At 60.7% G+C, this 22767-nt stretch carries 28 protein-coding genes; 26 read left to right on the top strand and 2 right to left on the bottom strand.

Annotation, left to right across the window (positions count from 1 at the left end; genetic code table 11):
* Positions 1-51: 51 nt before the first annotated feature.
* The gene (gene yqeC / locus DWZ15_RS06135; protein ID WP_117564178.1) at positions 52-789 is read right to left on the bottom strand and encodes a selenium cofactor biosynthesis protein YqeC; all 738 of its coding nucleotides are present in this window, start codon (positions 787-789) and stop codon (positions 52-54) included.
* A 101-nt stretch (positions 790-890) separates the two neighbouring features.
* Between yqeC and yqeB the strand changes: the two genes are divergently transcribed.
* From yqeB to DWZ15_RS06015, 24 genes are all read left to right on the top strand, one after another.
* Positions 891-1685, top strand: a complete 795-nt coding sequence (gene yqeB, locus DWZ15_RS06130; protein ID WP_117564179.1) for a selenium-dependent molybdenum cofactor biosynthesis protein YqeB — start codon at positions 891-893, stop codon at positions 1683-1685.
* A 9-nt stretch (positions 1686-1694) separates the two neighbouring features.
* A complete protein-coding gene (locus DWZ15_RS06125) occupies positions 1695-2738 on the top strand; it encodes an XdhC family protein (RefSeq protein WP_117564180.1) in 1044 nt (347 codons plus the stop codon).
* A gap of 127 nt (positions 2739-2865) precedes the next feature.
* Positions 2866-4179: a uracil-xanthine permease family protein gene (locus DWZ15_RS06120; protein WP_158548927.1), complete on the top strand. Its 1314-nt coding sequence runs from the start codon at positions 2866-2868 to the stop codon at positions 4177-4179.
* 321 nt (positions 4180-4500) lie between these two features.
* Positions 4501-5058 carry a 50S ribosomal protein L5 gene (gene rplE, locus DWZ15_RS06115; RefSeq protein WP_006235260.1) on the top strand — a complete coding sequence of 186 codons (558 nt, stop codon included), beginning with the start codon at positions 4501-4503 and terminating at the stop codon, positions 5056-5058.
* Between the two features lie 79 nt (positions 5059-5137).
* Positions 5138-5323, top strand: a complete 186-nt coding sequence (locus DWZ15_RS06110) for a type Z 30S ribosomal protein S14 (protein ID WP_022094280.1) — start codon at positions 5138-5140, stop codon at positions 5321-5323.
* A gap of 119 nt (positions 5324-5442) precedes the next feature.
* On the top strand, positions 5443-5841 hold the full coding sequence (gene rpsH, locus DWZ15_RS06105) for a 30S ribosomal protein S8 (RefSeq protein ID WP_006235262.1): 399 nt from the start codon (positions 5443-5445) through the stop codon (positions 5839-5841).
* A gap of 33 nt (positions 5842-5874) precedes the next feature.
* On the top strand, positions 5875-6411 hold the full coding sequence (gene rplF, locus DWZ15_RS06100; RefSeq protein ID WP_117564182.1) for a 50S ribosomal protein L6: 537 nt from the start codon (positions 5875-5877) through the stop codon (positions 6409-6411).
* Between the two features lie 75 nt (positions 6412-6486).
* Complete coding sequence (gene rplR / locus DWZ15_RS06095) at positions 6487-6855, top strand: 50S ribosomal protein L18 (RefSeq protein WP_118449966.1); 369 nt, start codon at positions 6487-6489, stop codon at positions 6853-6855.
* A 14-nt stretch (positions 6856-6869) separates the two neighbouring features.
* Entirely contained in the window at positions 6870-7394 is a 525-nt protein-coding gene (gene rpsE, locus DWZ15_RS06090; RefSeq protein ID WP_055252236.1) for a 30S ribosomal protein S5, read from the top strand.
* Positions 7395-7396: 2 nt separating this feature from the next.
* A complete protein-coding gene (rpmD, locus tag DWZ15_RS06085) occupies positions 7397-7579 on the top strand; it encodes a 50S ribosomal protein L30 (protein ID WP_006235266.1) in 183 nt (60 codons plus the stop codon).
* 3 nt (positions 7580-7582) lie between these two features.
* On the top strand, positions 7583-8032 hold the full coding sequence (rplO, locus tag DWZ15_RS06080) for a 50S ribosomal protein L15 (protein WP_118449964.1): 450 nt from the start codon (positions 7583-7585) through the stop codon (positions 8030-8032).
* Complete coding sequence (secY, locus tag DWZ15_RS06075; protein WP_089573561.1) at positions 8026-9312, top strand: preprotein translocase subunit SecY; 1287 nt, start codon at positions 8026-8028, stop codon at positions 9310-9312. Before rplO ends, secY begins: the two co-directional genes overlap by 7 nt.
* An 18-nt stretch (positions 9313-9330) precedes the next feature.
* Entirely contained in the window at positions 9331-9957 is a 627-nt protein-coding gene (locus DWZ15_RS06070) for an adenylate kinase (RefSeq protein ID WP_117564183.1), read from the top strand.
* Positions 9954-10742 (top strand): type I methionyl aminopeptidase, encoded by a 789-nt coding sequence (gene map, locus DWZ15_RS06065; RefSeq protein ID WP_117564184.1) that lies wholly within the window; start codon positions 9954-9956, stop codon positions 10740-10742. Before DWZ15_RS06070 ends, map begins: the two co-directional genes overlap by 4 nt.
* A 104-nt stretch (positions 10743-10846) precedes the next feature.
* Entirely contained in the window at positions 10847-11065 is a 219-nt protein-coding gene (infA, locus tag DWZ15_RS06060; protein ID WP_035137443.1) for a translation initiation factor IF-1, read from the top strand.
* 150 nt (positions 11066-11215) lie between these two features.
* Complete coding sequence (gene rpmJ, locus DWZ15_RS06055) at positions 11216-11329, top strand: 50S ribosomal protein L36 (protein ID WP_006363204.1); 114 nt, start codon at positions 11216-11218, stop codon at positions 11327-11329.
* Positions 11330-11343: 14 nt separating this feature from the next.
* Positions 11344-11718: a 30S ribosomal protein S13 gene (rpsM, locus tag DWZ15_RS06050; protein ID WP_022094275.1), complete on the top strand. Its 375-nt coding sequence runs from the start codon at positions 11344-11346 to the stop codon at positions 11716-11718.
* A gap of 14 nt (positions 11719-11732) precedes the next feature.
* On the top strand, positions 11733-12137 hold the full coding sequence (rpsK, locus tag DWZ15_RS06045) for a 30S ribosomal protein S11 (protein ID WP_006235274.1): 405 nt from the start codon (positions 11733-11735) through the stop codon (positions 12135-12137).
* A 19-nt stretch (positions 12138-12156) separates the two neighbouring features.
* Positions 12157-12753: a 30S ribosomal protein S4 gene (gene rpsD, locus DWZ15_RS06040; RefSeq protein ID WP_006235275.1), complete on the top strand. Its 597-nt coding sequence runs from the start codon at positions 12157-12159 to the stop codon at positions 12751-12753.
* A 32-nt stretch (positions 12754-12785) separates the two neighbouring features.
* Entirely contained in the window at positions 12786-13727 is a 942-nt protein-coding gene (locus DWZ15_RS06035; protein WP_006235276.1) for a DNA-directed RNA polymerase subunit alpha, read from the top strand.
* A 30-nt stretch (positions 13728-13757) separates the two neighbouring features.
* Positions 13758-14240, top strand: coding sequence for a 50S ribosomal protein L17 (gene rplQ / locus DWZ15_RS06030; protein WP_089573564.1), 483 nt, complete (start codon positions 13758-13760; stop codon positions 14238-14240).
* A 92-nt stretch (positions 14241-14332) separates the two neighbouring features.
* Positions 14333-15157 (top strand): tRNA pseudouridine(38-40) synthase TruA, encoded by an 825-nt coding sequence (gene truA, locus DWZ15_RS06025; RefSeq protein ID WP_117564185.1) that lies wholly within the window; start codon positions 14333-14335, stop codon positions 15155-15157.
* A gap of 152 nt (positions 15158-15309) precedes the next feature.
* On the top strand, positions 15310-16359 hold the full coding sequence (locus DWZ15_RS06020) for a glycosyltransferase (RefSeq protein WP_117646116.1): 1050 nt from the start codon (positions 15310-15312) through the stop codon (positions 16357-16359).
* Between the two features lie 132 nt (positions 16360-16491).
* Entirely contained in the window at positions 16492-16929 is a 438-nt protein-coding gene (locus DWZ15_RS06015) for an arginine repressor (protein WP_006235280.1), read from the top strand.
* Between the two features lie 184 nt (positions 16930-17113).
* Here the strand turns inward: DWZ15_RS06015 and DWZ15_RS06010 are convergent, their stop codons facing one another.
* Positions 17114-19318: a transglycosylase domain-containing protein gene (locus DWZ15_RS06010; RefSeq protein WP_117646117.1), complete on the bottom strand. Its 2205-nt coding sequence runs from the start codon at positions 19316-19318 to the stop codon at positions 17114-17116.
* Between the two features lie 162 nt (positions 19319-19480).
* Between DWZ15_RS06010 and DWZ15_RS06005 the strand changes: the two genes are divergently transcribed.
* Positions 19481-21439 carry a U32 family peptidase gene (locus tag DWZ15_RS06005; protein ID WP_158572511.1) on the top strand — a complete coding sequence of 653 codons (1959 nt, stop codon included), beginning with the start codon at positions 19481-19483 and terminating at the stop codon, positions 21437-21439.
* Positions 21440-21536: 97 nt separating this feature from the next.
* Positions 21537-22748, top strand: coding sequence for a tyrosine--tRNA ligase (gene tyrS, locus DWZ15_RS06000; protein ID WP_117564189.1), 1212 nt, complete (start codon positions 21537-21539; stop codon positions 22746-22748).
* Positions 22749-22767 lie beyond the last annotated feature (19 nt).

Genomic DNA, 22767 nt, shown 5'->3' with positions numbered 1-22767 from the left:
ATGGCGCGAAGCACGCGGTTGACAAAACCATAGAGACACGTCCCAAATTAGCTACCCCTGGAGGCTGGTGGCGACGATGGGGCGGTCGAGAGCTGTCTCGAAGCGGTCGGCCATCGTGGGGTCGCTGAGCGTGTCGACTTGGTTGAGCATGATGCGGGCATTGTCGAGGTTCAGCATCTGCAGCTCGGCATTGAGCACCATGGCGACGCGCTCTGGGGTGGCAGCGTCGGTGGGCTCGCAGCCGCAGCGCTCGCAGAAGAGCTCGGGGCGGTGGACAACCTTGGCGACGGGCTTGCCCAGCCCTGAGGCGCCGACGACCCAGACAACGTTTGCCGTGGCGGCGGGAATTACCGGCTCCCAGGCGGCATGCGCCTTGAGCGGGAGTCGCTTGCTGCCATCTGCCTCGGCCAACACATAGTCAAAGCGCTGCGCCAGCTGGTCGAGCGGCTCAGCGGGGGCGGAGAGCTTGCCTGTCTCCGGGTCCAAGACGCCTGCCTGGCAGATGCTTCCGCGCACAAGGCCCGCGCAGGCCTCGCAGGTGCAGCCGGGGGCATGCAGGGTCCCCGGCTTCCAAGGCGCGGCGTCCAGGCGACGGCTCGACCCGTCCCATGGCACGCCGGCGACGGGAAACATGTGCGTGGTGGTGCAGAGGAGCACGCGGCCGCCAGCGCGCATAAGCTCAAGGCCGAGCGTCTTTAGCAGCGTCGACTTGCCGCCGCTGCCGACAATCGCGGTAATGCCCGGCTCGATCTTGAGCGCGGAGGCAAGGTTTCCGCTCGTCGTTTTCATCTGTTCACCGCCGTATAATACTGTGATAATAAAAAATCATCAGAGTAGCGGTCGAACCGCTTTGCTCTGCTCAAACCGTAGCACAGGGAGGTGTCCCGGGAATGCTCGTTTATGTTCGCGGCGCTGGCGATATCGCCACGGGCGTCGCCGCTCGCTTGGTACGCTCCGGCGTGTCGGTCGTTATGGCCGATATCGCGGTTCCCACGTGCATCCGCCGCACAATCAGTTTTTGCGAGGCCATTCGCCTGGGCGAGGTCGAGGTCGAGGGCATTCGCGCTCGCTTGGCACAGACGCCGGCTGAGGCGCTTGCGATTGCCGAGGCTGGAGACGTCGCCGTCGTGGTAGACCCTCAGGCCAAGATGCTCGATGAGCTTAAACCCACGGCTGTGGTCGACGCGATTTTGGCTAAGCGCAACTTGGGCACCACGCGCGATATGGCGCCTGCCGTCATCGCCGTGGGACCGGGCTTCACCGCGCCGGTTGACTGCGACGCAGCGGTCGAAACCATGCGCGGGCATTTTTTGGGCCGCGTCATTACCCAAGGTTCGCCCCAGCCCAACACGGGCGTGCCGGGCGTCATCGCCGGCTACGGCAAGGAACGAGTTATCCACAGCCCCGCCGCCGGCGTGTTTCGGTCCGACCGCGCAATCGGCGACATCGTGAGCGCCGGAGACGTGATTGGCTACGCGGGAGATACACCCATGTGCACGCAGATCGATGGCTGTCTGCGCGGGCTTTTGGCGAACGGCGTGCGGGTGACTGAGGGCTTTAAATGCGCCGACGTCGATCCGCGCGGCGATGCCAGCTATATCAACTATATTTCGGACAAGGCGACGTCGGTCGGCGGCGGCGTGCTCGAGGCACTCGCTATGCTCACCGATGTCTTTAGAGGATAGAAGGCGGCAATGGAAAAGCTCGATGTGGTGAATGCGGCGCTTGCCGCCCTGCGTGCTGGCGAGACGTGCGAGCTCGTGGTCGTGGCCGGCACGGCAGGGTCATCGCCGCGCGGCGTGGGCGCCTGGATGGCCGTCTTTGCCGATGGCAGCCAAGCGGGCACCATCGGCGGCGGCAAGATTGAGCTCTTTGCGCTGGACGAGGCGCGCGAGCTGCTGGCCGCAGGTCAATCGCGTCTGGTCCGCTACACCATGGGCGGTGAGAACTCCGATACCGGCATGATCTGCGGCGGAGCCATCTGCCTGTGCTATCTGCGCCTGGATGTATCGCAGGCGCCGTTGTTCCAGTCGGTTGCCGACATCTTGGCCTATCGGCGCATCGGCGACTTCGTCATCGACTTTGAGCCGTTTATCGCGAGCGTGCTCGAGGGCGATGTGGCCGAGTACCATGGCGAGGAATCGCGCCGCACCATTGCGGGCTGCCCCGGGCTTTCGCTGGTGGAGGAGGGGAGTAAGGTCACCTACACCAACGCCGCCTCCGAGATTCCCACGGCGCACATCGAGACGCTCTGCCCCGAGGGCCTGACCTATATCTTTGGCTGCGGCCACGTGGGCGCTGCGACGGCTCGCGTGCTCACGGCGGCGGGCTTTGCCGTCGTGGCTTGCGACGACCGCCCCGGCACGCTGACCCCCGATTGGGTGCCCGGTGTCTACGACCGTCGTCTGGTCGACTACAAGAGCCTGAGCAAGCAGTGCCCCATCGGCCCGCGCGACCTGGTGGTCGTCGCCACGGCGGGTCACAAGTCCGATATCGATGTGGTGATTCAGGCCATGCGCGCCAAACCCGCCTATCTGGGCTGCTTGGGCTCGCGCCGCAAGACCGCCTTTGTGCGCGCCCGCCTGGAGCAGGAGGGCTTTACGCAGGAGCAGATCGACGAGCTGCACCTGCCGATTGGTGTCGCCATCGAGGCCGAGGACCCCGAGGAGATCGCCATCTCCATCGCCGCCGAGATGATCCACCTGCGTCGCACCAAACTCGTCCCCCGCAAGCGCTAGTCGCATCCCAAATGAGCTGCCCCAGCCCTCTGCCGCATGCGGGTCAAAATGCTACCTGTGCCATATGCCCTATAATGTCCGACCGTTGAGCGGCATGGGGCCGCTGCCTAGGGTATGGGAGGCGCAAATGGCAGAGTCGGCAGCAGGGGATGCCCTGTTCGAGCGTACGGGAAAAGTTTCGTTTGTGCAGGTATTACCCCATGCACTGCAGCATGTGCTGGCGGCATTCGCGGGTATCGTCACGCCCGCCATCATTATCGCGTCGGTCTGTGGCTTTACCCCTCAGGAGGAGGCCGCCGTCATCCAGGCGTCGCTCGTCCTCTCGGCGCTTGACATTTTCCTTCAACAGTTTCCCATAAAAGGTGTCGTCGGTTCGGGCCTGCCCATTGTGATGGGTGCGAGCTTTACCTTCGTGCCGGCGCTCAAGGCAGTCGGTCTTGAGCTTGGTTTTGAGGCCGTACTGGGCGCCCAGGTAATCGGCGGCGCGCTCGTCGCGCTCTTCGGCCTACTGTTTAGGCGCGTGAGTTTTCTATTTCCGGCCCCGGTGCTTGGCACCGTCATCTTTGTCATTGGCCTGTCGCTATGCCCAGTGGCAGTTGCCTCCATGGCGGGCGGGGAGGGCGCGGCCGATTTTGGCAGTGTCACCAACTGGGCCGTCGCACTTGTGACGTTCGTCGTCACCTTTATGGCTGGCAACTACGGCAAGGGCGCGCTTAGGCTGGGCAGCATCCTGGCTGGTATCTGCGCGGGCTTTGTTTTGGCTGCGGTGTTGGGCATGGTCGATTTCTCGGCCATCGCGACCGCCAGCTGGTTCGCCCCGCCGGCCCTGGGCGCCCATCGCCTGGTGTTCGACCCGGCCGCGTGCGCCGTTGTGGGCGTTGTCGCCATTGTCAACGCAGTACAGGTCATGGGCGAGTTTGCCGCCGTGTCGTCCGCTGCGCTCGATACCCCTGCGACCGATAGCCAGATCTCGGGTGGCCTGATCGCCAACGGCCTGGTCGGTATGCTGTCAGGCTTTTTTGGCGGCGTCCCCACGGCAACCTTTGGCCAGAATGTGGGCATTATCGCCGAGAACAAGGTCGTCAACCGCATGGTCTTTACGCTTGCGGCTGCCATCCTGCTCATCGCGGGCCTGCTGCCCAAGTGTGCGGCGGTGCTCACGTCTATTCCGCAGCCGGTCATCGGTGGCGCCACGATTGGCGTGTTCGCGACCATCGGTATGAACGGTGTGGTCATGTTTGCCCGCCACGGCCTGTCTCAGCGCGATACCACGCTCATGGGTCTCTCTATCGCCTTTGGCACGGGCATTGAGCGCACGGCCGGCGCGCTTGCCGGCGCTGGATTCCCCGCATGGGTTGGCACCGTTTTTGGCGGATCCTCCATTGCCGTCGCCGCGCTCGTTGCTGTGATCCTCAACCTGGTCCTCCCGCGCCAAAAATAACGCCCCATATATGAGTTGCGGTGGAATAGGGACTGTTTAAGCCTTTTAAGCCATCAAACAGTCCCTATCTCACCGCAACTGCTGTTTTCCTCCGTGCCCTAGGGATCAATTTGTGCGGGGGAGTTGTGGAGTTGTGCAGGCAGACGAGGTTTTTCTGGAAATACGCTCCCGATGCGCGTATAGTACCGATTGTTTTGTCGGCTCCTGCTGCGTCGAGTCCAAACCGCGAAATGCCATGAGCGGCGCGGATGCAGCCAGGAGGCACGAGGACAACCCATCGTGGCCACGCCCCGTGCTTAAAACCCCAAGAAGGAGTGAACAATGGCAGAAGAGAAGTATGTGCCGCGTCTGAAGACCAAGTACAACAACGAGGTCAAGCAGCAGCTTCAGGACAAGTTCCAGTACGAGAACGTCATGATGATCCCCAAGTTTGAGAAGATCGTCGTGAACATGGGTGTCGGCGAGGCCGCTACCGATTCCAAGGCCATCGACGGTGCCGTGCGCGACCTGCGCGCCATCACCGGCCAGCAGCCGATGATCACCCGTGCCCGCAAGTCCATCGCTACCTTCCGCCTGCGCGCTGGTATGCCGATCGGCTGCAAGGTTACCCTGCGTGGCGACCGTATGTGGGAGTTCTTCGATCGTCTGACCTCCGTCGCGATTCCCCGTATCCGCGACTTCCGCGGCATCTCCGCCAAGAGCTTCGACGGCCGTGGTAACTTCTCCATGGGCGTCACCGAGCAGCTCATCTTCCCCGAGATCGACTTCGACTCCGTCGATCACCAGCGTGGTATGGACATCACTTTCGTGACCACCGCCAATACCGATGAGGAGGCCAAGGCCCTTCTGGACGCCTTCGGTTTCCCGTTCAAGAAATAGGTTCACCTGCCCTATGAGCGCCGTTCCCAGAAGGGGGCGGCGCTTGGGGCGAACAATACTCTATGTGAGGAGGATATAAGTGGCTAAGACATCGATGATCGTCAAGTGCAATCGCAAGCAGAAGTTCTCTACTCGTGAGTACACGCGCTGCCAGCGCTGCGGCCGTCCGCACTCTGTGTACCGCAAGTTCGGCCTGTGCCGTGTCTGCTTCCGCGAGCTTGCACTCAAGGGCGAGCTTCCCGGCGTTAAGAAGGCCAGCTGGTAAGTCACTACCAGCGTTTCAAGCATCCGTTTGGAACAGGGAAAACGCGCTAAAAAGGCTTTGCCGTTAAGGGCGGCGAAGAACCAAGAGCACGTGTTCATCAAGAACGAAGGAGAATCTGTATGAACCTTACAGACCCGATCGCAGATATGCTTACGCGCATCCGTAACGCTAACTCTGTGAACAAGGCCACGGTCTCCATGCCGAGCAGCAAGAAGCTCGTCGAGATCGCTCGTGTTCTGCACGAGGAGGGCTACATCGAGGGCTACGATGTCGAGGACACCGTTCCCCAGAAGACTCTGCACATCACGCTTAAGTATGGTCCCAAGAAGGCTAAGGTCATCAACGGCATCCGCCGCATTTCCAAGCCGGGCCTGCGTAAGTACACCGGCGTTGCCGACATGCCCCGCGTCCGCGGTGGCCTTGGTACCGCCATTATTTCCACCAGCCATGGCGTTATGACCGACCGCGATGCTCGCAAGCACAACGTCGGCGGCGAGATCATCGCTTACGTCTGGTAATTCGCTCGGTAGGTAGAAGGAAAGGAGATCACCGTGTCTCGTATCGGTAATAAGCCTGTCCAGATTCCCGCCGGAGTCGAAGTGGCAGTCAACGGCAACAACGTTGTCGTCAAGGGCCCCAAGGGCCAGCTCGAGCTCGATGTCTTTGAGAAGCTCGCTATCAACATCGAGGACAACGTCCTCACCGTTTCCCGTCCCGACGACGAGCGTGAGACCCGTGCCCGCCACGGCCTCACCCGCGCCCTCATCCACAACATGGTGGTTGGCGTTTCCGAGGGCTTCGAGAAGAAGCTCGAGCTCGCCGGCGTCGGTTACCGCGTGCAGCAGAAGGGCAAGAACCTCGAGTTCTCCCTGGGCTTCTCGCACCCCGTGATCGTCGAGGCTCCCGAGGGCATCACCTTCGAGGTTCCCGACAACACCCACGTGAACGTCAAGGGTATCAACAAGCAGCAGGTCGGTCAGATCGCCGCTGAGATCCGCGGCCATCGTCCTCCCGAGCCTTACAAGGGCAAGGGTATCCACTACGTTGGCGAGCACATCCGCCGCAAGCTGGGTAAGGCCGCCAAGTAGTCGTAACCGACTCACTCGCATAAGACCAGCACCCCGTCAGGTGCTGGCAAGATCAACCTTTTTAGGAGTTTACGTATGAACAAGCATAAGGCGAAGCTGGAAGGCCTCAAGCGTCGTCAGCGTCGTGTTCGCGGCAAGGTCTCGGGTACCTCCGAGCGTCCGCGTCTTCGCGTGACCCGTACTAACGTCAACATCTATGCCCAGATCATCGACGACAGCAAGGGCTCCAGCCTGACGCTCGTCTCTGCCTCGACCCTCGAGGCCGAGTTCAAGGGCACCCACACCTCGAACAAGGAGGCTGCGGAGAAGGTCGGTCAGCTCGTTGGCAAGCGCGCCATCGAGGCCGGCATCACCAAGGTCGCCTTCGATCGTGGTGGCCGTATCTACCATGGCCGCGTCAAGGCCCTCGCCGACGGTGCTCGTGCCGCCGGTCTCGAGTTCTAGGAGGTATGTAGCACATGGCTCGTAATCAGAAGCAGCAGCGCGAGGCCTCCGAGTTCGAGGAGCGCGTCGTTTACATCAACCGCGTGTCGAAGACCGTCAAGGGTGGTCGTCGCATGAGCCTCGTCGCTCTCGTCGTCGTTGGCGACGGCAAGGGCAACGTCGGCGTTGGCATGGGCAAGTCCGCTGAGGTGCCCCTGGCCATCTCCAAGGCGTCTCTCGATGCCAAGAAGAACATGTTCCACGTGCCGGTGACCGAGCAGGGCACCATCCCGCACGAGGTTCTCGGCCACTTTGGTGCCGGCCGCATCATCATCAAGCCCGCTGTCGAGGGTACCGGCGTTATCGCCGGCGGCGCTGTGCGTCCCCTCTTCGAGCTTGCTGGCATCAAGAACGTCCTGTCCAAGTCCCTCGGTACCGACAACGGCCTCAACATCATCAAGGCTGCCGTCGAGGGCCTCAAGGAGCTCTCCAGCCCTGAGGACGTCGCGGCTCGCCGTGGCCTGACGGTCTCCGAGATGTTCGTCGGTAAGGAGAACTAAGCATGGCTGACACCATCAAGATCAAGCAGGTCCGCAGCACCAACGGTTGCAAGCAGGACCAGGTCCGTACTGTCCGTGCCCTCGGTCTCCACAGGATCCGCGAGGTTCGCGAGATTGCTGACAACGAGTCCGTCCGCGGCATGATCTTCAAGGTCAAGCACCTTGTCGAGATTGTAGAGGAGTAGCAAATGCAGCTTCACGATCTTACTCCCGCGCCCGGTTCCACCAAGAACCGTAAGCGCGTCGGCCGTGGCAATTCTTCGGGTCACGGCACCACTTCTGGCCGCGGCCAGAAGGGCCAGGGTTCCCGCTCTGGCGGCACCAAGGGTGCCGGCTTCGAGGGTGGCCAGACTCCGCTGGCTATGCGCCTGCCCAAGCTTCCGGGCTTCCGCAACCCCCGTCGTATCGAGTACACCGCTGTTAACGTTGAGCGTCTCGAGCGTAAGTTCGAGGATGGCGCTGTGATCGACGGTGCCGCTCTTAAGGCCGCTCGCATCACCAAGAGCGAGTTCGAGCCCGTCAAGGTGCTCGGCAATGGTGAGCTCACCAAGAAGTTCACGGTCAAGGTCGACAAGGTCAGCGCTTCTGCGCACGCCAAGATCGAGGCCGCCGGCGGAAAGGTCGAGCTGCCGTGCTAAATGGTCTTAAGAATGCTTTCCGCATCAAAGAATTGCGCGAAAAGATTCTTTTTACCATAGCTATGCTCGTCGTGTACCGCATTGGTGCGCACGTTCCTGTGCCCGGCATTCCCTTCCAGGGGATGCTGGGCCTTTTCTCGACCGATAACAATTCGGTCGCCGCAGGTGCTATGGCCCTCCTGAATCTTTTCTCTGGCGGCGCGTTGAGCTATGTGTCGGTGTTTTCGCTGGGCATCATGCCTTACATCACCAGCTCGATCATCCTCCAGATGCTCCAGGCCGTCGTGCCTTCCCTGCATGAGCTTGCCCGCGAGGGCGAGGTCGGTCAGACCAAGATTACGCAGTATTCGCGTTACCTCACCTTGGCTCTGGCAATCCTCAACTCCGTGGGTTACCTCTTCCTCTTTAAGAGCTTCGGCATCAGCTTTAATGGCGCCGGCGCTCCCGAGATCATCTTCGACCTCATGGTCGTCGGCACGCTCACTGCGGGCGCCATGCTGATCATGTGGATTGGTGAGCTCATCACCCAGCGCGGTATCGGCAATGGCATGTCGCTGATCATCTTTGCGAACATCATGGCCGGCCTTCCGCAGGCTATCTTCTCCAGCACCGAGGGTAATGCCGGTGGCATCATCACCATGGTGATCATCTGCGCCATCATCCTGCTGGTTATCCCGCTGATTGTTTTCCTTGAGCGCGGCCAGCGCCGCATCCCGGTCTCCTATGCCAAGCGCGTCGTGGGCCGTCGCATGATGGGTGGCCAGACCACCTACCTGCCCATCAAGGTCAACACCGCGGGCGTCGTGCCGATCATCTTTGCCTCGGCGCTGCTGTACTTCCCGGCTCAGATTGCCGTGTTCTTCCCCGGCATCGGCTGGATTCAGGCAGTTGCCTCTGCGCTTTCGACCGGTTGGCTCAACTGGGTGCTTAACGTTGTCCTCATCGTGTTCTTCGCGTACTTCTACACCTCCATGGTGTTCAACCCCGATGACACGGCCGACAACCTTAAGAAGCAGGGTGGCTTTATTCCGGGCGTCCGTCCGGGTAGGGCTACCGCGGCCTACATCAAGAACGCGCTCAACAAGATCACGCTTCCCAGCGCTGTCTTTTTGGCGCTCATCGCCATCGTGCCTTCGATCATCTTCTCCTTCACGGGTAACCATCTGATCCAGGCATTTGGCGGCACGTCCATCCTCATCATGGTCGGCGTCGTGCTCGACACGGTCGATAAGCTCGAAGGCCAGATCAAGATGTATGATTACGATGGATTCTTTAAATAGGCTAGAGGAGGATTGCTCATGAACCTCGTATTGCTCGGAGCTCCGGGTGCCGGTAAGGGCACCGTCGCACAGGAGCTCGTCGCCGAGTTTGGCGTCGCTCACATTTCCACGGGCGACCTGCTGCGTGCTGCCGTCAAGGGTGGCACCGAGCTTGGTATTCAGGCTAAGAAGTACATGGACGCTGGCGAGCTCGTTCCCGACCAGCTCGTGATCGACCTTGTCAAGGAGCGCCTTGCTGCCGATGACGCCCAGCAGGGCTTCATCCTCGACGGCTTCCCGCGCAACACCGCCCAGGCTGTGACGCTCGATTCCGAGCTCTCCGCCATGGGTCGCGAGATCGACTGCGCCCTTCTGGTCGACGTGGCCCCCGAGGTCATCATCGCTCGTCTGTCTTCGCGTCGCACTTGCCGCGCCTGCGGTTACACCGGCACCGCTGCCGATGCTACCTGCCCCAAGTGCGCCGGCGAGATGTATCAGCGCGACGACGACAAGCCCGAGACCATCAAGAACCGTCTCGACGTCTACGAGAAGTCCACGAGCCCGCTCGTCGACTACTATCGTGGCCAGGGTCTGCTCAAGTCGGTCAACGGTGACCAGGCTCGCGAGACCGTGTACGGGGATGTCAAAGAGGCTCTCGGTCTATGATCAAGATTAAGTCTGCAACGCAAATCGAGCAGATGAAGAAGGCAGGAGCGCTATCTAAGATGGCGCTCCGCCACGTTGGAGCCATGGTGCGCCCTGGTGTTTCGACCTTTGAGCTCGATCAGCTCGCGGAGCAGATTATCCGTATGCATGGCGGCACCCCGGCCTTTAAGGGTTACGGCGGGTTCCCCGGTACCATTTGCGCATCGATTAACGATGCCGTGGTCCACGGTATTCCCAACCCCGACATGATCCTGCGCGATGGCGATATCATCTCCATCGATACGGGAGCCGTTGTCGACGGTTGGGTTGGCGATAACGCTTGGACGTTTTTTGTCGGCACACCCACGCCCGAGGCCAAGGCCCTGTGCGAGGTCACGCGCGATTGCCTTAAGGCTGCCATCGAGCAGGCTGTTCCCGGTAACCATATCGGGGATGTTGGTTACGCCGTTCAGTCCCTCGCCGAGTCTCACGGTTACGGCGTGCTTCGTGACTATGTGGGCCATGGCATTGGCCGCGTGATGCACGAGGACCCCAACGTTCCTAACTATGGAAAGAAGGGGAGGGGCGTTCGCCTCCAGGCCGGCATGGTCATTGCCATCGAGCCGATGGTTACGATGGGTTCCAACCATGTGAGCACGGGCTCCGACGGTTGGATTGTTACGACCAACGACCACCTGCCCGCCGCACACTACGAGAACACCGTCGCCATTACCAATGACGGTCCGGTGATTATCACCACGGATGCCCAAGGTGCTTGGTGTTCGCTCCAAGGCGGAGAAATGTAACAAGTTCCACTTAGTTGTGGAGCCATTACGAAGTTATTACGATGCGTGCATACGTGTTGTAGAATACTCAATCGCTGTCGTTTTCTAGAGAAAGATGATTGCTTGTGAAGAAGGAAGACGCAATTGAGCTCGAGGGTACGGTAAAGGAACCGCTGCCCAATGCCATGTTTAAGGTTGAGCTCGAGAACGGTCATTCGGTTCTGTGCAACATTTCTGGCAAGATCCGAATGAATTACATCCGTATTCTCCCCGGTGACAGGGTTGTCGTGGAGCTTTCCCCGTACGACCTGACCCGCGGCCGCATCACCTATCGCTACAAATAGCGGCACGCATACGCGCACTCCATTTCCGACTGCAGGCTTAGCTCAACCTACGGTCGGATTGTGTGTGAAGACCAGCCATAGTTTTAAACGCCTGCGGCTGGGCGAGTAGATAGTAGGGAAGTAGTTTGAGCGCTACCGAAAGGAAGAACGATGAAGGTACGTCCTTCGGTCAAGAAGATGTGCGATAAGTGCAAAATCATTAGGCGCCATGGCAAGGTCCTCGTCATTTGCGAGAACCCCCGTCATAAGCAGCGTCAGGGTTAAGAGAGGAGACTACGTTGGCCCGTATTAATGGTGTCGACCTCCCGCGTGAGAAGCGCGTTGAGATCGGTCTGACCTACATTTACGGCATCGGCCGCACCACTGCGACGAAGATCTGCGTCGAGTGCAACGTTAACGTGGATACGCGCGTTAAGGACCTCACCGAGGATGAGGTTAACGCCATCCGTGATTATATCGATAAGAACCAGATCATGGTTGAGGGCGACCTCCGCCGTGAGCGCAACCAGAACGTCAAGCGCCTTATGGACATCGGCTGCAACCGCGGCCTTCGTCACCGCAAGGGCCTCCCGGTCCGCGGCCAGCGCACCCACACTAACGCTCGTACCCGCAAGGGCCCGAAGCGTCAGATCGGTGCTAAGAAGAAGAAATAAGGAGCGCTAGATAGATGGCTACTGCTAAGAAGAACGTTCGCGCTGCCCGTCTGAAGCGCGCGGACCGTAAGAACATTTCCGTGGGCCAGGCTCACATTCGTTCTACGTTCAACAACACGATCGTTTCGATCACCGATCCCCAGGGCAACGTCATTTCCTGGAAGTCGGCTGGCCAGGTGGGCTTCAAGGGCTCCCGTAAGTCCACGCCGTTCGCTGCCCAGATGGCTGCCGAGGCTGCTGCCAAGCAGGCCATGGAGCACGGTATGAAGAAGGTTTCCGTCTTCGTCAAGGGCCCCGGCTCCGGTCGTGAGACCGCCATTCGCTCCCTCCAGGCTGCTGGCCTCGAGGTCTCGAGCATCCAGGACAAGACCCCCATTCCGCACAACGGCTGCCGCCCCAAGAAGCGTCGCCGCGTGTAACTGAAAGGATCGTATCAATATGGCAATCGACAGGACTCCTGTTCTTAAGCGCTGCCGTCAGCTCGGGATCGATCCCGCTGAGCTCGGTTACAGCAGCAAGAAGGAATCTATCCGTCAGCCCAAGCGCCGTCGCAAGGAATCTGAGTACGGCATGCAGCTGCGCGAGAAGCAGAAGGTCAAGTTCATCTATGGCGTTCTGGAGAAGCAGTTCCACGGCTACTTCAACAAGGCCCGCAAGATGAACGGCGTCACCGGTGAGAACCTCATGATCATCCTTGAGTCTCGCCTCGACAACGTCGTCTTCCGTCTTGGCTTCGCCCGCACCCGCAAAGAGGCTCGTCAGTCCGTCCGTCACGGTCACTTCACCGTGAACGGCAAGCGCGTGGACATCCCGTCCTACCGCGTCAAGGCCGGCGACGTCGTCGCTGTCGGCGAGAAGTTCCGTGACCTCCTCCCCATCAAGGAGGCTCTGATTTCCTCCGAGCGCTTTGAGGTCCCTGGCTGGCTCGAGGTCGATATCGAGAAGCTGTCTGGTAACGTGCTCGCTCTGCCGACGCGTGAGCAGATCAGCGGTGATATCAACGAGCAGCTCATCGTCGAGCTCTACTCTAAGTAGTCCATCCGGGCTGCTGAGGCTGGAGGTAATACATGTCAGAATTCATTAGGCCTCAGGTTCAGGTCGAAGAGATCAACGAGACGTCTGCTCGTGTCTCCGTCGAGCCGCTCGAGCGTGGCTACGGCGATACGCTGGGTAACTCCCTTCGTCGCGTTCTTCTGTCCTCGCTCGAGGGTGCCGCCGTCGAGGCTATTCAGATCGATGGTGCGCAGCACGAGTTCATGACCATCCCTAACATGGTCGAGGATGTCACCGACATCGTCCTGAATGTCAAGGGTCTTGTCTTCAGGGCTCTCGGCACGACCGACGAGGCGACCGCCACCATCTCGGTTGACGGCCCCTGCGAGGTCACCGGTGCGGACTTCTTTATTCCGTCCGAGTTTGAGCTGGTCAACCCCGAGCAGCACATCGCTACGCTCACCGAGGGTGGCCATCTCACCATGAGCATGCGCATCGGCTATGGCCGCGGCTATGTTTCTGGCGAGGCCAACAAGCGCGACAACGATCCCATCGGTGTGATCCATGTCGACTCGCTGTACTCGCCGGTTTCCCGTTGCGCCAAGCTCGTTGAGGCTTGCCGTGTCGGTCAGCATACCGACTACGACCGCCTTGTCCTCGAGATCGAGACCAACGGCTCCATCGCCCCGCGCGACGCCGTGGTCCAGGCTGCCAATATCATCAACCAGCATATGGCCGCCTTTATGAACCTTGCCGAGACCCCCGAGGTCGAGGAGGAGGCTTCGATCTTCGCTCCCGAGGTCACCAACGACAACGCCGAGCTGGACAAGCAGATCGAGGATCTGGACCTTTCCGTCCGTTCCTACAACTGCCTTAAGCGCGCCAGCATTCACTCGGTCCGTCAGCTCGTTGAGTTCTCGGAGAACGATCTGCTCAACATCCGTAATTTCGGTGTTAAGTCGATCGAGGAAGTGAAGGACAAGCTTGAGTCCATGGGCCTGAGCCTGAAGGCTTAATGCTTCGCATATTTGAGGAGAAACTAGACCATGCGTCACAACGTTAAGAAGGGCCTGAAGCTCGGCACCGATGCGAGCCACACCAAGGCCATGAAGAAGAGCCTTGCTAAGGCCCTCTTCGAGAACGACCGCATCAAGACCACCGAGACCCGCGCTAAGGCGCTGCGTTCGGTCGTCGATCCGATCATCACTTGGGCCAAGAAGGGCGACCTGCACTCTCGTCGTCTGGCTATCGCCAAGCTCGGCGATAAGCAGCTCGTTGCCGAGATCTTCGACAAGGCTGCTCAGGGCATGTGGCAGGACCGCAACGGCGGTTACACCCGCATCATGAAGCTCGGTAACCGTAAGGGCGACAACGCTCCCATCGTTATCATGGAGCTCGTCACCGAGCCTTGCACGCCTAAGGCCAAGAAGGCTGCTCCGGCCCCCAAGAAGGCCGCTGCTCCCAAGAAGGTCGAGGCTGTCGAGGAGACCGCTGCCGAGGAGGCTCCTGCTGAGGAGACCGCTGAGTAGACATTCCGTCTGCATAGGCTATATTCGAGGGGTACGTTCGCGTACCCCTCTTTTTTTGTCGCGATACCGTTGCTTGTTTGTTGGGAGCGCCCATGACTGCGCCGTCTGATTTCAATTCGATTTCCGAGCTTGACGCCACGCTCGTATTTCGCGTGGCCTATGATGGCTCGTCGTATAGCGGATTTGCCGAGCAGCCGGGACAGACGACGGTTGCGGGTGAGCTACGTCGAGCCATCGAGACGCTGCTTCGCCGCCCGATCGATCTGACGTGTGCGGGGCGTACCGATGCCGGCGTGCATGCCGTGGCTCAGTACATCAGCGTGCCCGTTACGGACGCTGAGCTCGCGTGTACGCGCCGTAGGTGGCTGAGGGCTATGGATGCCCTCCTGCCCAAAGATATCGCCATAAACGAGGTCTACAAGGCCCGTAGGGGCTTTTCTGCCCGCTTTGACGCGCGGTCCCGTACGTATACGTACCGTATTGCCGATCGCGATGCGCGCCCCGTGCTCTCGCGCGGTGCGGTGTGGTGGCATCGCTATCCCCTCGACGTAGATGCGATGGCGGCCGCCTGCCCTGCGCTTTTGGGCGAGCAGGACTTTAAGAGCTTTTGCAAGGTTGCCTCTGCTGTGGGCAAGCCCACGCACCGCTGCGTGATGCGTGCGGAGTTTGGCCACGAGGTCGCTTTTGGCGAGGATATCCTGACCTTCACTATCGAGGGCAATGCGTTTTTGCACTCGATGGTGCGTACCATTGTAGGAACGCTCGTGGAGATTGGCATGCATCGTCGCGATCCCCAGTGGATGCGCGAGGTTATTGACGCCCGTGACCGAACCGCTGCGGGTCCCACGGCGCCTGCCTGCGGCCTTACGTTTATGGGTGTGGATTACGGCCCCGACGAGCTTGTCGTTCTCGACTAGGGGAGTGCTCGGCGCGTCTGTGCCTTGCACATACTATGTGTGAGCTGCGCGTGTGCAACATCTGTTCTTGGCGTGCAACATGTTAGGCGGCTCGTTGCTTTTATAGCTCGGGTGTACCATGAACGACAGTTTGATTTGGTGCTATCGAGAGGATGGAAAACTTGGTTCGACGTGGTTCGCATCCGCGACTTTCGGTGATCCTTGTGGTAGAAGGTTCGCCCAGCTATGCGATGCGTGCGCTCGAGAGTATCCAGAACCAAGACCTCTACGATTTGCAGATTGTCGTTGTCTGCCGCGATGCTGCGCCCGGTGTGCGCCATTCGCTTCAAGTTGCTGCCGACAGGGACATCCATATTGATTTGATTGACGTCGAGGACGCGAAGCGCGGCGCTTGTCTTCGTGCCGGTTTTGATGCCTCGCGCGGCTCTCAAATCATCGCCATGAACGCCGATGAGTGGTTTGCTCCGCAGGCCCTTTCCAAGATGGTCGATATCGCGTGCGATACTGCGGCAGACATTGTGCTCCCCTCGGTGTCGCTCGATCGATACGATGCGCATCGCGAGCGTCATTCGCGCGTCTTGGATGCTGCCTCTATTGCCATAGAAGACGAGTCTTCTATGGTGACTGGGCTGCCCCAGTTGATTTTGGGCGGCCTAGTCGCTCAGACCTCTGGCGTGATGTATAGCCGTCCGCTGTTTGAGGCATGCCTGTCGCGCGGCAAGGCGTACCGTACGGTTGAGTTTATGGCTTATGCGCTCTCGCAGGCACGATTCGTGTCCGGCTGCGGCGACGCTTGTTTCCACGCGGCGGCACCTAAGCTTACAGATGCCTTTGATCCCACCATGTATGCCAGGATATCCGATGACACTCGAGCGCTCGACGAGCTTGCGGACTCACTCTCGGAAGCAGATAGCGGTGGTCGGCTCAAGCTGGCAAGCCAAAAGTTCTACTTTGCCGGACTGGTCGCCTGCATCGAGAATTTGTGTCTGAGCCCGCATGGGGTGTCGTCAATCGAGCGTTCCGCCCGCATGCGTGATATGCTCGAGGCGCCTCGAACCCGTCAGATGGTCGCCGCGCTCAAGGATAACCATCGGGGACTCGGTCTGTTGTTTGGGCCGATCGCCAGCGCCAAGCCCGCGCGCTGCGTGATGTGTACGCATCTGGCAGCTTTTCTTAACCGGACGGGCGCAAAAACCGCCTAAACGGCTCATTACGAAACAAACTTGCATAGAATTGTTTCGAAATGCGTTCTTATACACAAAAGCCTTCAAATAGCGTTAAACTATTCAATCACTGATTGATTGTCTCCGCCATCTTTTGGAGAGAGGGTTTGTATGGCTAAAAAACGCAATGGGCGCCAGGATGCCATTAGAGATATTGTGCGCAATAAGGATGTCCGCACGCAGCGCGTGCTGGTCGATGAGCTCCGTGCTATGGGCTTTGATTGCACGCAGGCGACTGTCTCTCGCGATATTGCCGATATGGGGCTGCGTAAGCTCCCTGAGGGCATCTATGTTCTGGCAGAGGACCTGCACCTGCAGCGTATGGTTTCCGAGCTCGTAACGGGCGTTCTGCGTACTGATAATCTGGTTATGATCAAGGCTCAGCCTGGCACGGCTTCCGGCATCGCCGCCGCCGTTGATGCGGCAGAGTTACCCGATGTGCTTGGCTCGCTTGCCGGCAACGATACGATTTTGGTTATTGCCCAGACGGCCGAGGACGGCGAGCGTCTCGAGGCGCTGATCAATAAGTTGAGCAATTCTCGCAAGTAGGTGTGCGGGTCGTGCGCTCGGCATTGTGTGCGCTGACATAGTGGCTTGTAAGGGGCATCGACGTTGGTCGGTACCCCTTTTTGTTTGCCGGTATAAAGACCGCCCACCAGGTCGCTTCAAACTAAAAGGCCCCGAGCAGTTCAATAAGCTGCTCGGGGCCTTGTTGGCTTTAGTCGCGTACTTCTTAGCCGACCGTATCGTCAGGCGTGGGCGAGGGGTCGGGAGTGGGCGTAGGCGTAGGCGTAGGCGTAGGCGTGCCGCCATCGCCGCCGGTCGAACCACCAGTGGAGCCACCCGTCGAGCCACCGGTCGTACCGGTGCCGCCGGTGGTGTCGCCGCCCGTGGTCTCGGTGGTCGTGGTCGTCGTGGTAGTCGTTGTGGTGGTTTCCTCTTCCTCTTCGTCCTTGTCCTTGTCGTCGTTCTCCGACTTCTTGGTGTTGTTGGTGCCGTAGAACTTCCAGACGCTGTTGTTCTTGTAGGTGGGCGCCGTTCCGGTCGCAAACTCCTCGCGCTCGGTACCGGTCAGAACGGTGTTCATAAACCGCTTAAAGACAGGCAGGTTGGTGCTGTCGCCCAGCAGGTCCGTGCCGTACTTTTGGATGGGGATCTCGCCCGCGGAATAGCCGGTCCACAGGGCGCACGCCAGCTGCGGGGTATAGCCGCAGAACCACAGGTTGGTGGTGTTGTCGGTGGTGCCCGTCTTGCCGGCATAGGGCTGGTTGACACTCAGAGCGCCGGCAGCACCCGTACCGCTGCCCTTCATGACGCCGGACAGAACATCGGTGACCGCGGCGGCCTCGCCCTCGGTAAGCACCTGTGAGGGATTGTCGGTGTGCTGGTACAGCACCGAACCGGTACGAGAGTCAATCTCGGTGATGGCGATCGGCTGGCGATAGTAGCCGCCGTTGGCAAACGTCGCGTAGGCGGCGGCCATCTCGAGCGGCGAGATCGAGCCGGTGCCGAGGGTCATGACGGGAACGTCCTCGATGTTGTCCTTGGCGGGGTCGATGCCGAGCTTTTTGACGAGCGAGATGATCTTGCTGTTACCGACGGCTTCCGCCACCTGGATGTAGCCGGTGTTGGAGGAGTATGCCGTCGCCTGCTTAAGCGTGATGTTGCCATAGCTCTGGTTGGCGTAATTTTGGACCTCGGTCGTGGTGCCCTTGGCCTTGAGCGGCGAGTTGCAGTTGAGGGTGACGTTGGGGTTCATGCCGTTTTGGATGGCAGTTGCCAGCGTAAAGGCCTTAAAGGTGGAGCCGACGGGACGCTTGGCCGTGGCATGGTTTACGTGGTTCTCGTCGGCGTTGTAGTCGTAGCCGCCCACCATGCACTTGATGTAGCCGGTCTTGGGGTCGACGACGACCATGCCCATGTCCAGGCCGTCAAGCGAGAGCGTGTCGAGCTGCTCGCGGACGGCATTCTCTGCCACCTGCTGCATCGTGGGGTCGATGGTGGTCTTGACGGTCAGGCCGCCCTTAAAGAGCACGTCGGTCGAGAACTCCTGCTCCAGCAGCTGCTTGACGTAGGAGACAAAGTAGGGCTGCGAGTATACGTCGACGCCGCTGCCCGAGATTTCGGTCACATTGAGGGTGATGGGTTCGGCCTGTGCGGCATCGTGCTCCTCCTGGGTGATGTGGCCCAGGCGCAACATGTTGTCGAGGACCTTGTTGCGACGGGACAGCGCCAGGTCGGGGTTGACCGTGGGGTCGTACTGCGAGGGCGAGTTGGGAAGGCCGATCAACAGCGCGGCCTCGCTCAGGGTGAGGTCGGCGGCGCTCTTGGACAGATAGGTCTCGGCTGCGGCCTCGATGCCGTAGGCGCCGTGGCCGTAATAGATGGTGTTGAGGTACATCATGAGGATCTCGTCTTTGGAGTACATGTCCTCCATCTTGATAGCGATGTAGGCCTCGCGCACCTTACGCTCAATGGTCGAGTCGAATTGCTCCTCCTGCAGGATGGTGTTGCGCACAAGCTGCTGGGTGATCGTCGAGGCGCCTTCGTGCCCGCCGCCGAGGGTTGCCACCGCAGCACGCGCGATACCCCACAGGTCGATACCGCCGTGCTCGTAGAAGCGCTCGTCCTCGACGTCAACGGTGCCCTGCAGCACGTAGGGGGAGACCTCGTCCTTGGTGATGGACTTGCGGTTTTGCGTGTAGAAGCTCGCGATCTTGTTGCCGTTGCAGTCGACGATCTCGGTGGGCTCGCTCACCAGATACGCGTTGGCGTCGGTGTAGTCGGGCAGATCGGACAGCCAGCGGTTGACGTTACCGAGCATGCCGATGCCAAACGCCACGCCCGCAATCAGCAGAAAGCCCAAAAACGAGAGCAGGATTATGGGCAGGGCGTGCGTCTTTGAACGGCTGTGTCCCTGTCGTTGGCGAGGACCCATATATTGACCTCCAGGTATGTCGTGCCAGACGGTGGATGTGCCGTCGGGGCAGGATGGACATAAGTTATTACACGATAAACCAAACGGGGCGCGCGAGGCCTCGTGTATGCTGGAAGACGGCATTTTTCAGAGTGAATGCATACCTTGGTAAGGAGTTTGTCGATGGCGATTCGGACGATGGGGCCGAGCGGACAATACGAGACTGGATTGGATGCTGCCGGTGCGGCGCTGCCCGAGCTGCTGGCGCCGGCGGGCGGGCTCGACCAGATGCTTGCGGCCATCGCCGCGGGCGCCGATGCCATCTATGCGGGGTTGGGCGGCTTTAACGCCCGTGTGAGCGCCCATGGCTTTACGGATAACGAGTTTGCGCGCGGCTGCGCCGTGGCGCATGCCCATGGCGTGCGTGTGTACGTAACGCTCAACGTGTTCGTGTTTGACGATGAGTTGTCCGACGCGGTGGCGTTGGGAGCTCATGCACTGGAGCTGGGCGCCGATGCTCTGATTGTCGCCGATGCCGGGTTGGCCTGCGCGCTGCGCGCGGCGATTCCCGGGGTCGAGATTCACCTGTCCACGCAGGCGGGCGCTCATAGCGAGGGTGCCGTGCGGCTTGCCGCCGATGAGCTGGGGGTCGAGCGCGTGACGACGGCACGCGAGCTGACGGTCGACGAGATTGCGGCGCTATGTGCCACGGGCGTGCCCATCGAGGTATTCTGCCACAGTGCGATTTGCATCGGCTATTCGGGGGCGTGCGAGTTCTCGGCCCTGCGGCGTGGACGATCGGCGATGCGCGGCGACTGCACGCAGCCGTGCCGTCTGGCGTACGACCTAGTGGACGAGGCGGGGCAGAGCGTTGTCGCCGTTGAGGGGGATCGTCTGCTGTGTCCGCATGACTATCTGGGTATTGCGCATCTGCCCGAGCTTGTAGATGCTGGCGTTGCGTCGCTCAAGATCGAGGGACGCATGAAGAACCCCGATTACGTATTCAACGTGGTGCGGGTTTGGCGCCGGGCGCTCGATATGCTGCGCGACGGCGCGTGGGACCCCGGTGCCGTGGAAGAGCTTGAGCGCGAGCTGGGAAGGTCGTTTAACCGTGGGTTTACCGATGCGTACCTGCGAGGGCGTTCGGGTGCCGAGCTGATGAGCTTTGAGCGTGCAATTAACCAGGGCGTGCGCGTGGGGCGCTTGGTCGCTGTGGGCCACGAAGAGGTGACCGTTGAGCTCGATGCCGCCGTGGCGGCGGGTGACACGCTCGAGATTCGGTTCTATCCGGGTGTCGACGCGCGTCCCGATGTGCCCAAGCGCTGGCCGCAGGTGCCCTGCCCGGTGGATGCCGCAGCGGGGAAGCGCGTCGTCGTGCATTGCAAGCGTAAGGTGGACGCGGGCTGCGAGGTATACCTGATTCGTAGCGCCGGCGTGTTGGATCAGACGGCGGCGGTGTTGGAGCGCATGCGGGCCGAGGCGGATGCGATTGCGCCCGTTGCGCGTGCCGTTGAGGTGCTGCCCTTTGAGGACGTTGCGGTGGATAGCGGTGCGTCGCCGGAGTTGGTGGAGTGCGCGGTTCCCGCTCGCATGGTTTTTGCTTGGCAGCTGATGGATACCGACCCGCGCAGAGAACTCGATTTGTCCGACACCGTTGTGGTGCTTGACGAGGTGTGCCGCACGGGTGACGCTGACCGGACCCGCTCGCTGATGCAGCGTGCCGGGCGCGTCGTCTGCCGCAACCTGGGACAGGTGGTGATTGCTCGCGAGCTGGGCGTGACGTTTGACGTGGCGGCGCCGGTGTTCTGCGCGAATCGGGCCACGCTTACCTGGCTGCGCGGACTCGGTGCGGGGCGGGTGTACTTGCCGGCCGAGTTGCTCGGCAATGATGCGGAGCGTATTGCCGAGCTTGCCGCTTGTCCCGGTGTCTTGGGGCCTGTCGATGCCGACCGTCCCGAGCTCATGGTGTGCGAGCACTGCTTGCTGACTGCCGAGGGCGCCTGCGCCACGGATGCAACGGGGCAGATCCGTTGCCGTGACTGCTCGCGCCGTCAGCAAACACGATATTTGGTCGAGCGCGACGGCATGCGCCTGCCGGTCGCCGTTGATGCGTGCGGCAGGACGAGGATTTTCCTGTCGTAGGTGTTCGGCCGCGCCGTTTTGGTTATCATAAGAGAGTTTATGAACTTCCAGCACCGCCGTATCCGGTGAGGGTGCTATGGCAAAAGGAGGATACCCAATGCTGTCTGTTGACGAGCAAATGCGTATCATCACCTCGGGCGCCGCGAAGATCGTCCCCGAGGCCGACCTTCGCAAGAAGCTTGAGAAGGGCGAGCCCCTCAACATCAAGCTCGGCGTCGACCCCACCAGCCCCGACTTGCACCTGGGCCACGCCGTGCCCCTGCGCAAGATGCGCCAGTTCCAGGACCTGGGCCATAACGTCACCCTTATCATTGGCAACGGTACCGCGCTGATCGGCGACCCCTCGGGCAAGAATTCCACCCGTCCGCAGCTTTCGCAGGAGCAGATCGAGGCCAACGCCGAGACCTACGTGAGCCAGGCCATGAAGATCCTGGACCCCGAGAAGACCACCATCGTGCACAACGGCGACTGGATCCTTTCGATGGACCTGGCCGGTCTTTTGCAGGTGTGCTCCAAGTTCACCGTCGCCCGCATCCTCGAGCGCGACGACTTTACCAAGCGCTACCAGTCCCAGACGCCGATTGCCCTGCACGAGTTTCTGTACCCCGTGATGCAGGCCTTCGACTCCGTGCAGATCAAGGCCGACGTCGAGATGGGCGGCACCGACCAGCTCTTTAACCTGCTCGCCGGCCGTGAGCTCATGGAGAAGATGGGCATGGAACCGCAGATCGCGCTTACCATGCCGCTGCTCGAGGGCACCGATGGCGTGCGCAAGATGTCCAAGTCCTACGGCAACTACATCGGCCTGACCGATGCTCCCAAGGATATGTTCGGCAAGACCATGTCCATTCCCGACGAGATGATCGGCAAGTACTATCGTCTGGCCAGCTCGCTCACCCCGGCCGAGGTCGACAAGATCGACGCCGCCTTGGCCGATGGTTCCGCCGATCCCTATGAGCTCAAGCGCGCACTGGGCCGCGACCTGTGCGACACCTACCACGGCGCCGGCGCCGGCGACGAGGCACAGGCCGAGTTCGACCGCGTGTTCAAGGAGGGCCAGCTTGCCGACTTCCCCGAGAAGCACGTTGAGCTGACCGTCAACGACGAGGGCCAGATTTACCTCGCCGGCCTGCTCAAGGACCTGGGCCTTTCGGCCAGCGCCGGTCAGGCCCGCCGCGACATCGACGGCGGCGGCGTCAAGATCAACGGCAAGGCTGTGGCTCCCAAGAGCTACAACATCGATCCGAGCGCCCTCAAACTGGGCGACACCCTCTCCGTGGGCAAGCGCAAGGGCTTTAAGTTGGTCTAACGAGCGAGTTGACCTCACA

The sequence above is a fragment of the Collinsella sp. AF29-7AC genome (assembly GCF_003475665.1).
In the GTDB taxonomy this organism is placed as follows: domain Bacteria; phylum Actinomycetota; class Coriobacteriia; order Coriobacteriales; family Coriobacteriaceae; genus Collinsella.
This window is presented reverse-complemented; position numbering and strand designations above follow the sequence as displayed.

Coding starts and splice junctions, on each gene's coding strand:
- DWZ15_RS06020 (WP_117646116.1), top strand. CDS start 15,310: ATGGAAAACTTGGTTCGACGTGGTTCGCATCCGCGACTTTCGGTGATC.
- yqeC (WP_117564178.1), bottom strand. CDS start 789: ATGAAAACGACGAGCGGAAACCTTGCCTCCGCGCTCAAGATCGAGCCG.
- rpmJ (WP_006363204.1), top strand. CDS start 11,216: ATGAAGGTACGTCCTTCGGTCAAGAAGATGTGCGATAAGTGCAAAATC.
- rplE (WP_006235260.1), top strand. CDS start 4,501: ATGGCAGAAGAGAAGTATGTGCCGCGTCTGAAGACCAAGTACAACAAC.
- DWZ15_RS06035 (WP_006235276.1), top strand. CDS start 12,786: ATGTCAGAATTCATTAGGCCTCAGGTTCAGGTCGAAGAGATCAACGAG.
- rpsH (WP_006235262.1), top strand. CDS start 5,443: ATGAACCTTACAGACCCGATCGCAGATATGCTTACGCGCATCCGTAAC.
- rplQ (WP_089573564.1), top strand. CDS start 13,758: ATGCGTCACAACGTTAAGAAGGGCCTGAAGCTCGGCACCGATGCGAGC.
- rpmD (WP_006235266.1), top strand. CDS start 7,397: ATGGCTGACACCATCAAGATCAAGCAGGTCCGCAGCACCAACGGTTGC.
- tyrS (WP_117564189.1), top strand. CDS start 21,537: ATGCTGTCTGTTGACGAGCAAATGCGTATCATCACCTCGGGCGCCGCG.
- DWZ15_RS06010 (WP_117646117.1), bottom strand. CDS start 19,318: ATGGGTCCTCGCCAACGACAGGGACACAGCCGTTCAAAGACGCACGCC.
- map (WP_117564184.1), top strand. CDS start 9,954: ATGATCAAGATTAAGTCTGCAACGCAAATCGAGCAGATGAAGAAGGCA.
- rpsD (WP_006235275.1), top strand. CDS start 12,157: ATGGCAATCGACAGGACTCCTGTTCTTAAGCGCTGCCGTCAGCTCGGG.
- DWZ15_RS06070 (WP_117564183.1), top strand. CDS start 9,331: ATGAACCTCGTATTGCTCGGAGCTCCGGGTGCCGGTAAGGGCACCGTC.
- DWZ15_RS06015 (WP_006235280.1), top strand. CDS start 16,492: ATGGCTAAAAAACGCAATGGGCGCCAGGATGCCATTAGAGATATTGTG.
- yqeB (WP_117564179.1), top strand. CDS start 891: ATGCTCGTTTATGTTCGCGGCGCTGGCGATATCGCCACGGGCGTCGCC.
- DWZ15_RS06120 (WP_158548927.1), top strand. CDS start 2,866: ATGGCAGAGTCGGCAGCAGGGGATGCCCTGTTCGAGCGTACGGGAAAA.
- DWZ15_RS06125 (WP_117564180.1), top strand. CDS start 1,695: ATGGAAAAGCTCGATGTGGTGAATGCGGCGCTTGCCGCCCTGCGTGCT.
- rpsK (WP_006235274.1), top strand. CDS start 11,733: ATGGCTACTGCTAAGAAGAACGTTCGCGCTGCCCGTCTGAAGCGCGCG.
- rplO (WP_118449964.1), top strand. CDS start 7,583: ATGCAGCTTCACGATCTTACTCCCGCGCCCGGTTCCACCAAGAACCGT.
- DWZ15_RS06005 (WP_158572511.1), top strand. CDS start 19,481: ATGGCGATTCGGACGATGGGGCCGAGCGGACAATACGAGACTGGATTG.
- rplR (WP_118449966.1), top strand. CDS start 6,487: ATGAACAAGCATAAGGCGAAGCTGGAAGGCCTCAAGCGTCGTCAGCGT.
- truA (WP_117564185.1), top strand. CDS start 14,333: ATGACTGCGCCGTCTGATTTCAATTCGATTTCCGAGCTTGACGCCACG.
- rpsE (WP_055252236.1), top strand. CDS start 6,870: ATGGCTCGTAATCAGAAGCAGCAGCGCGAGGCCTCCGAGTTCGAGGAG.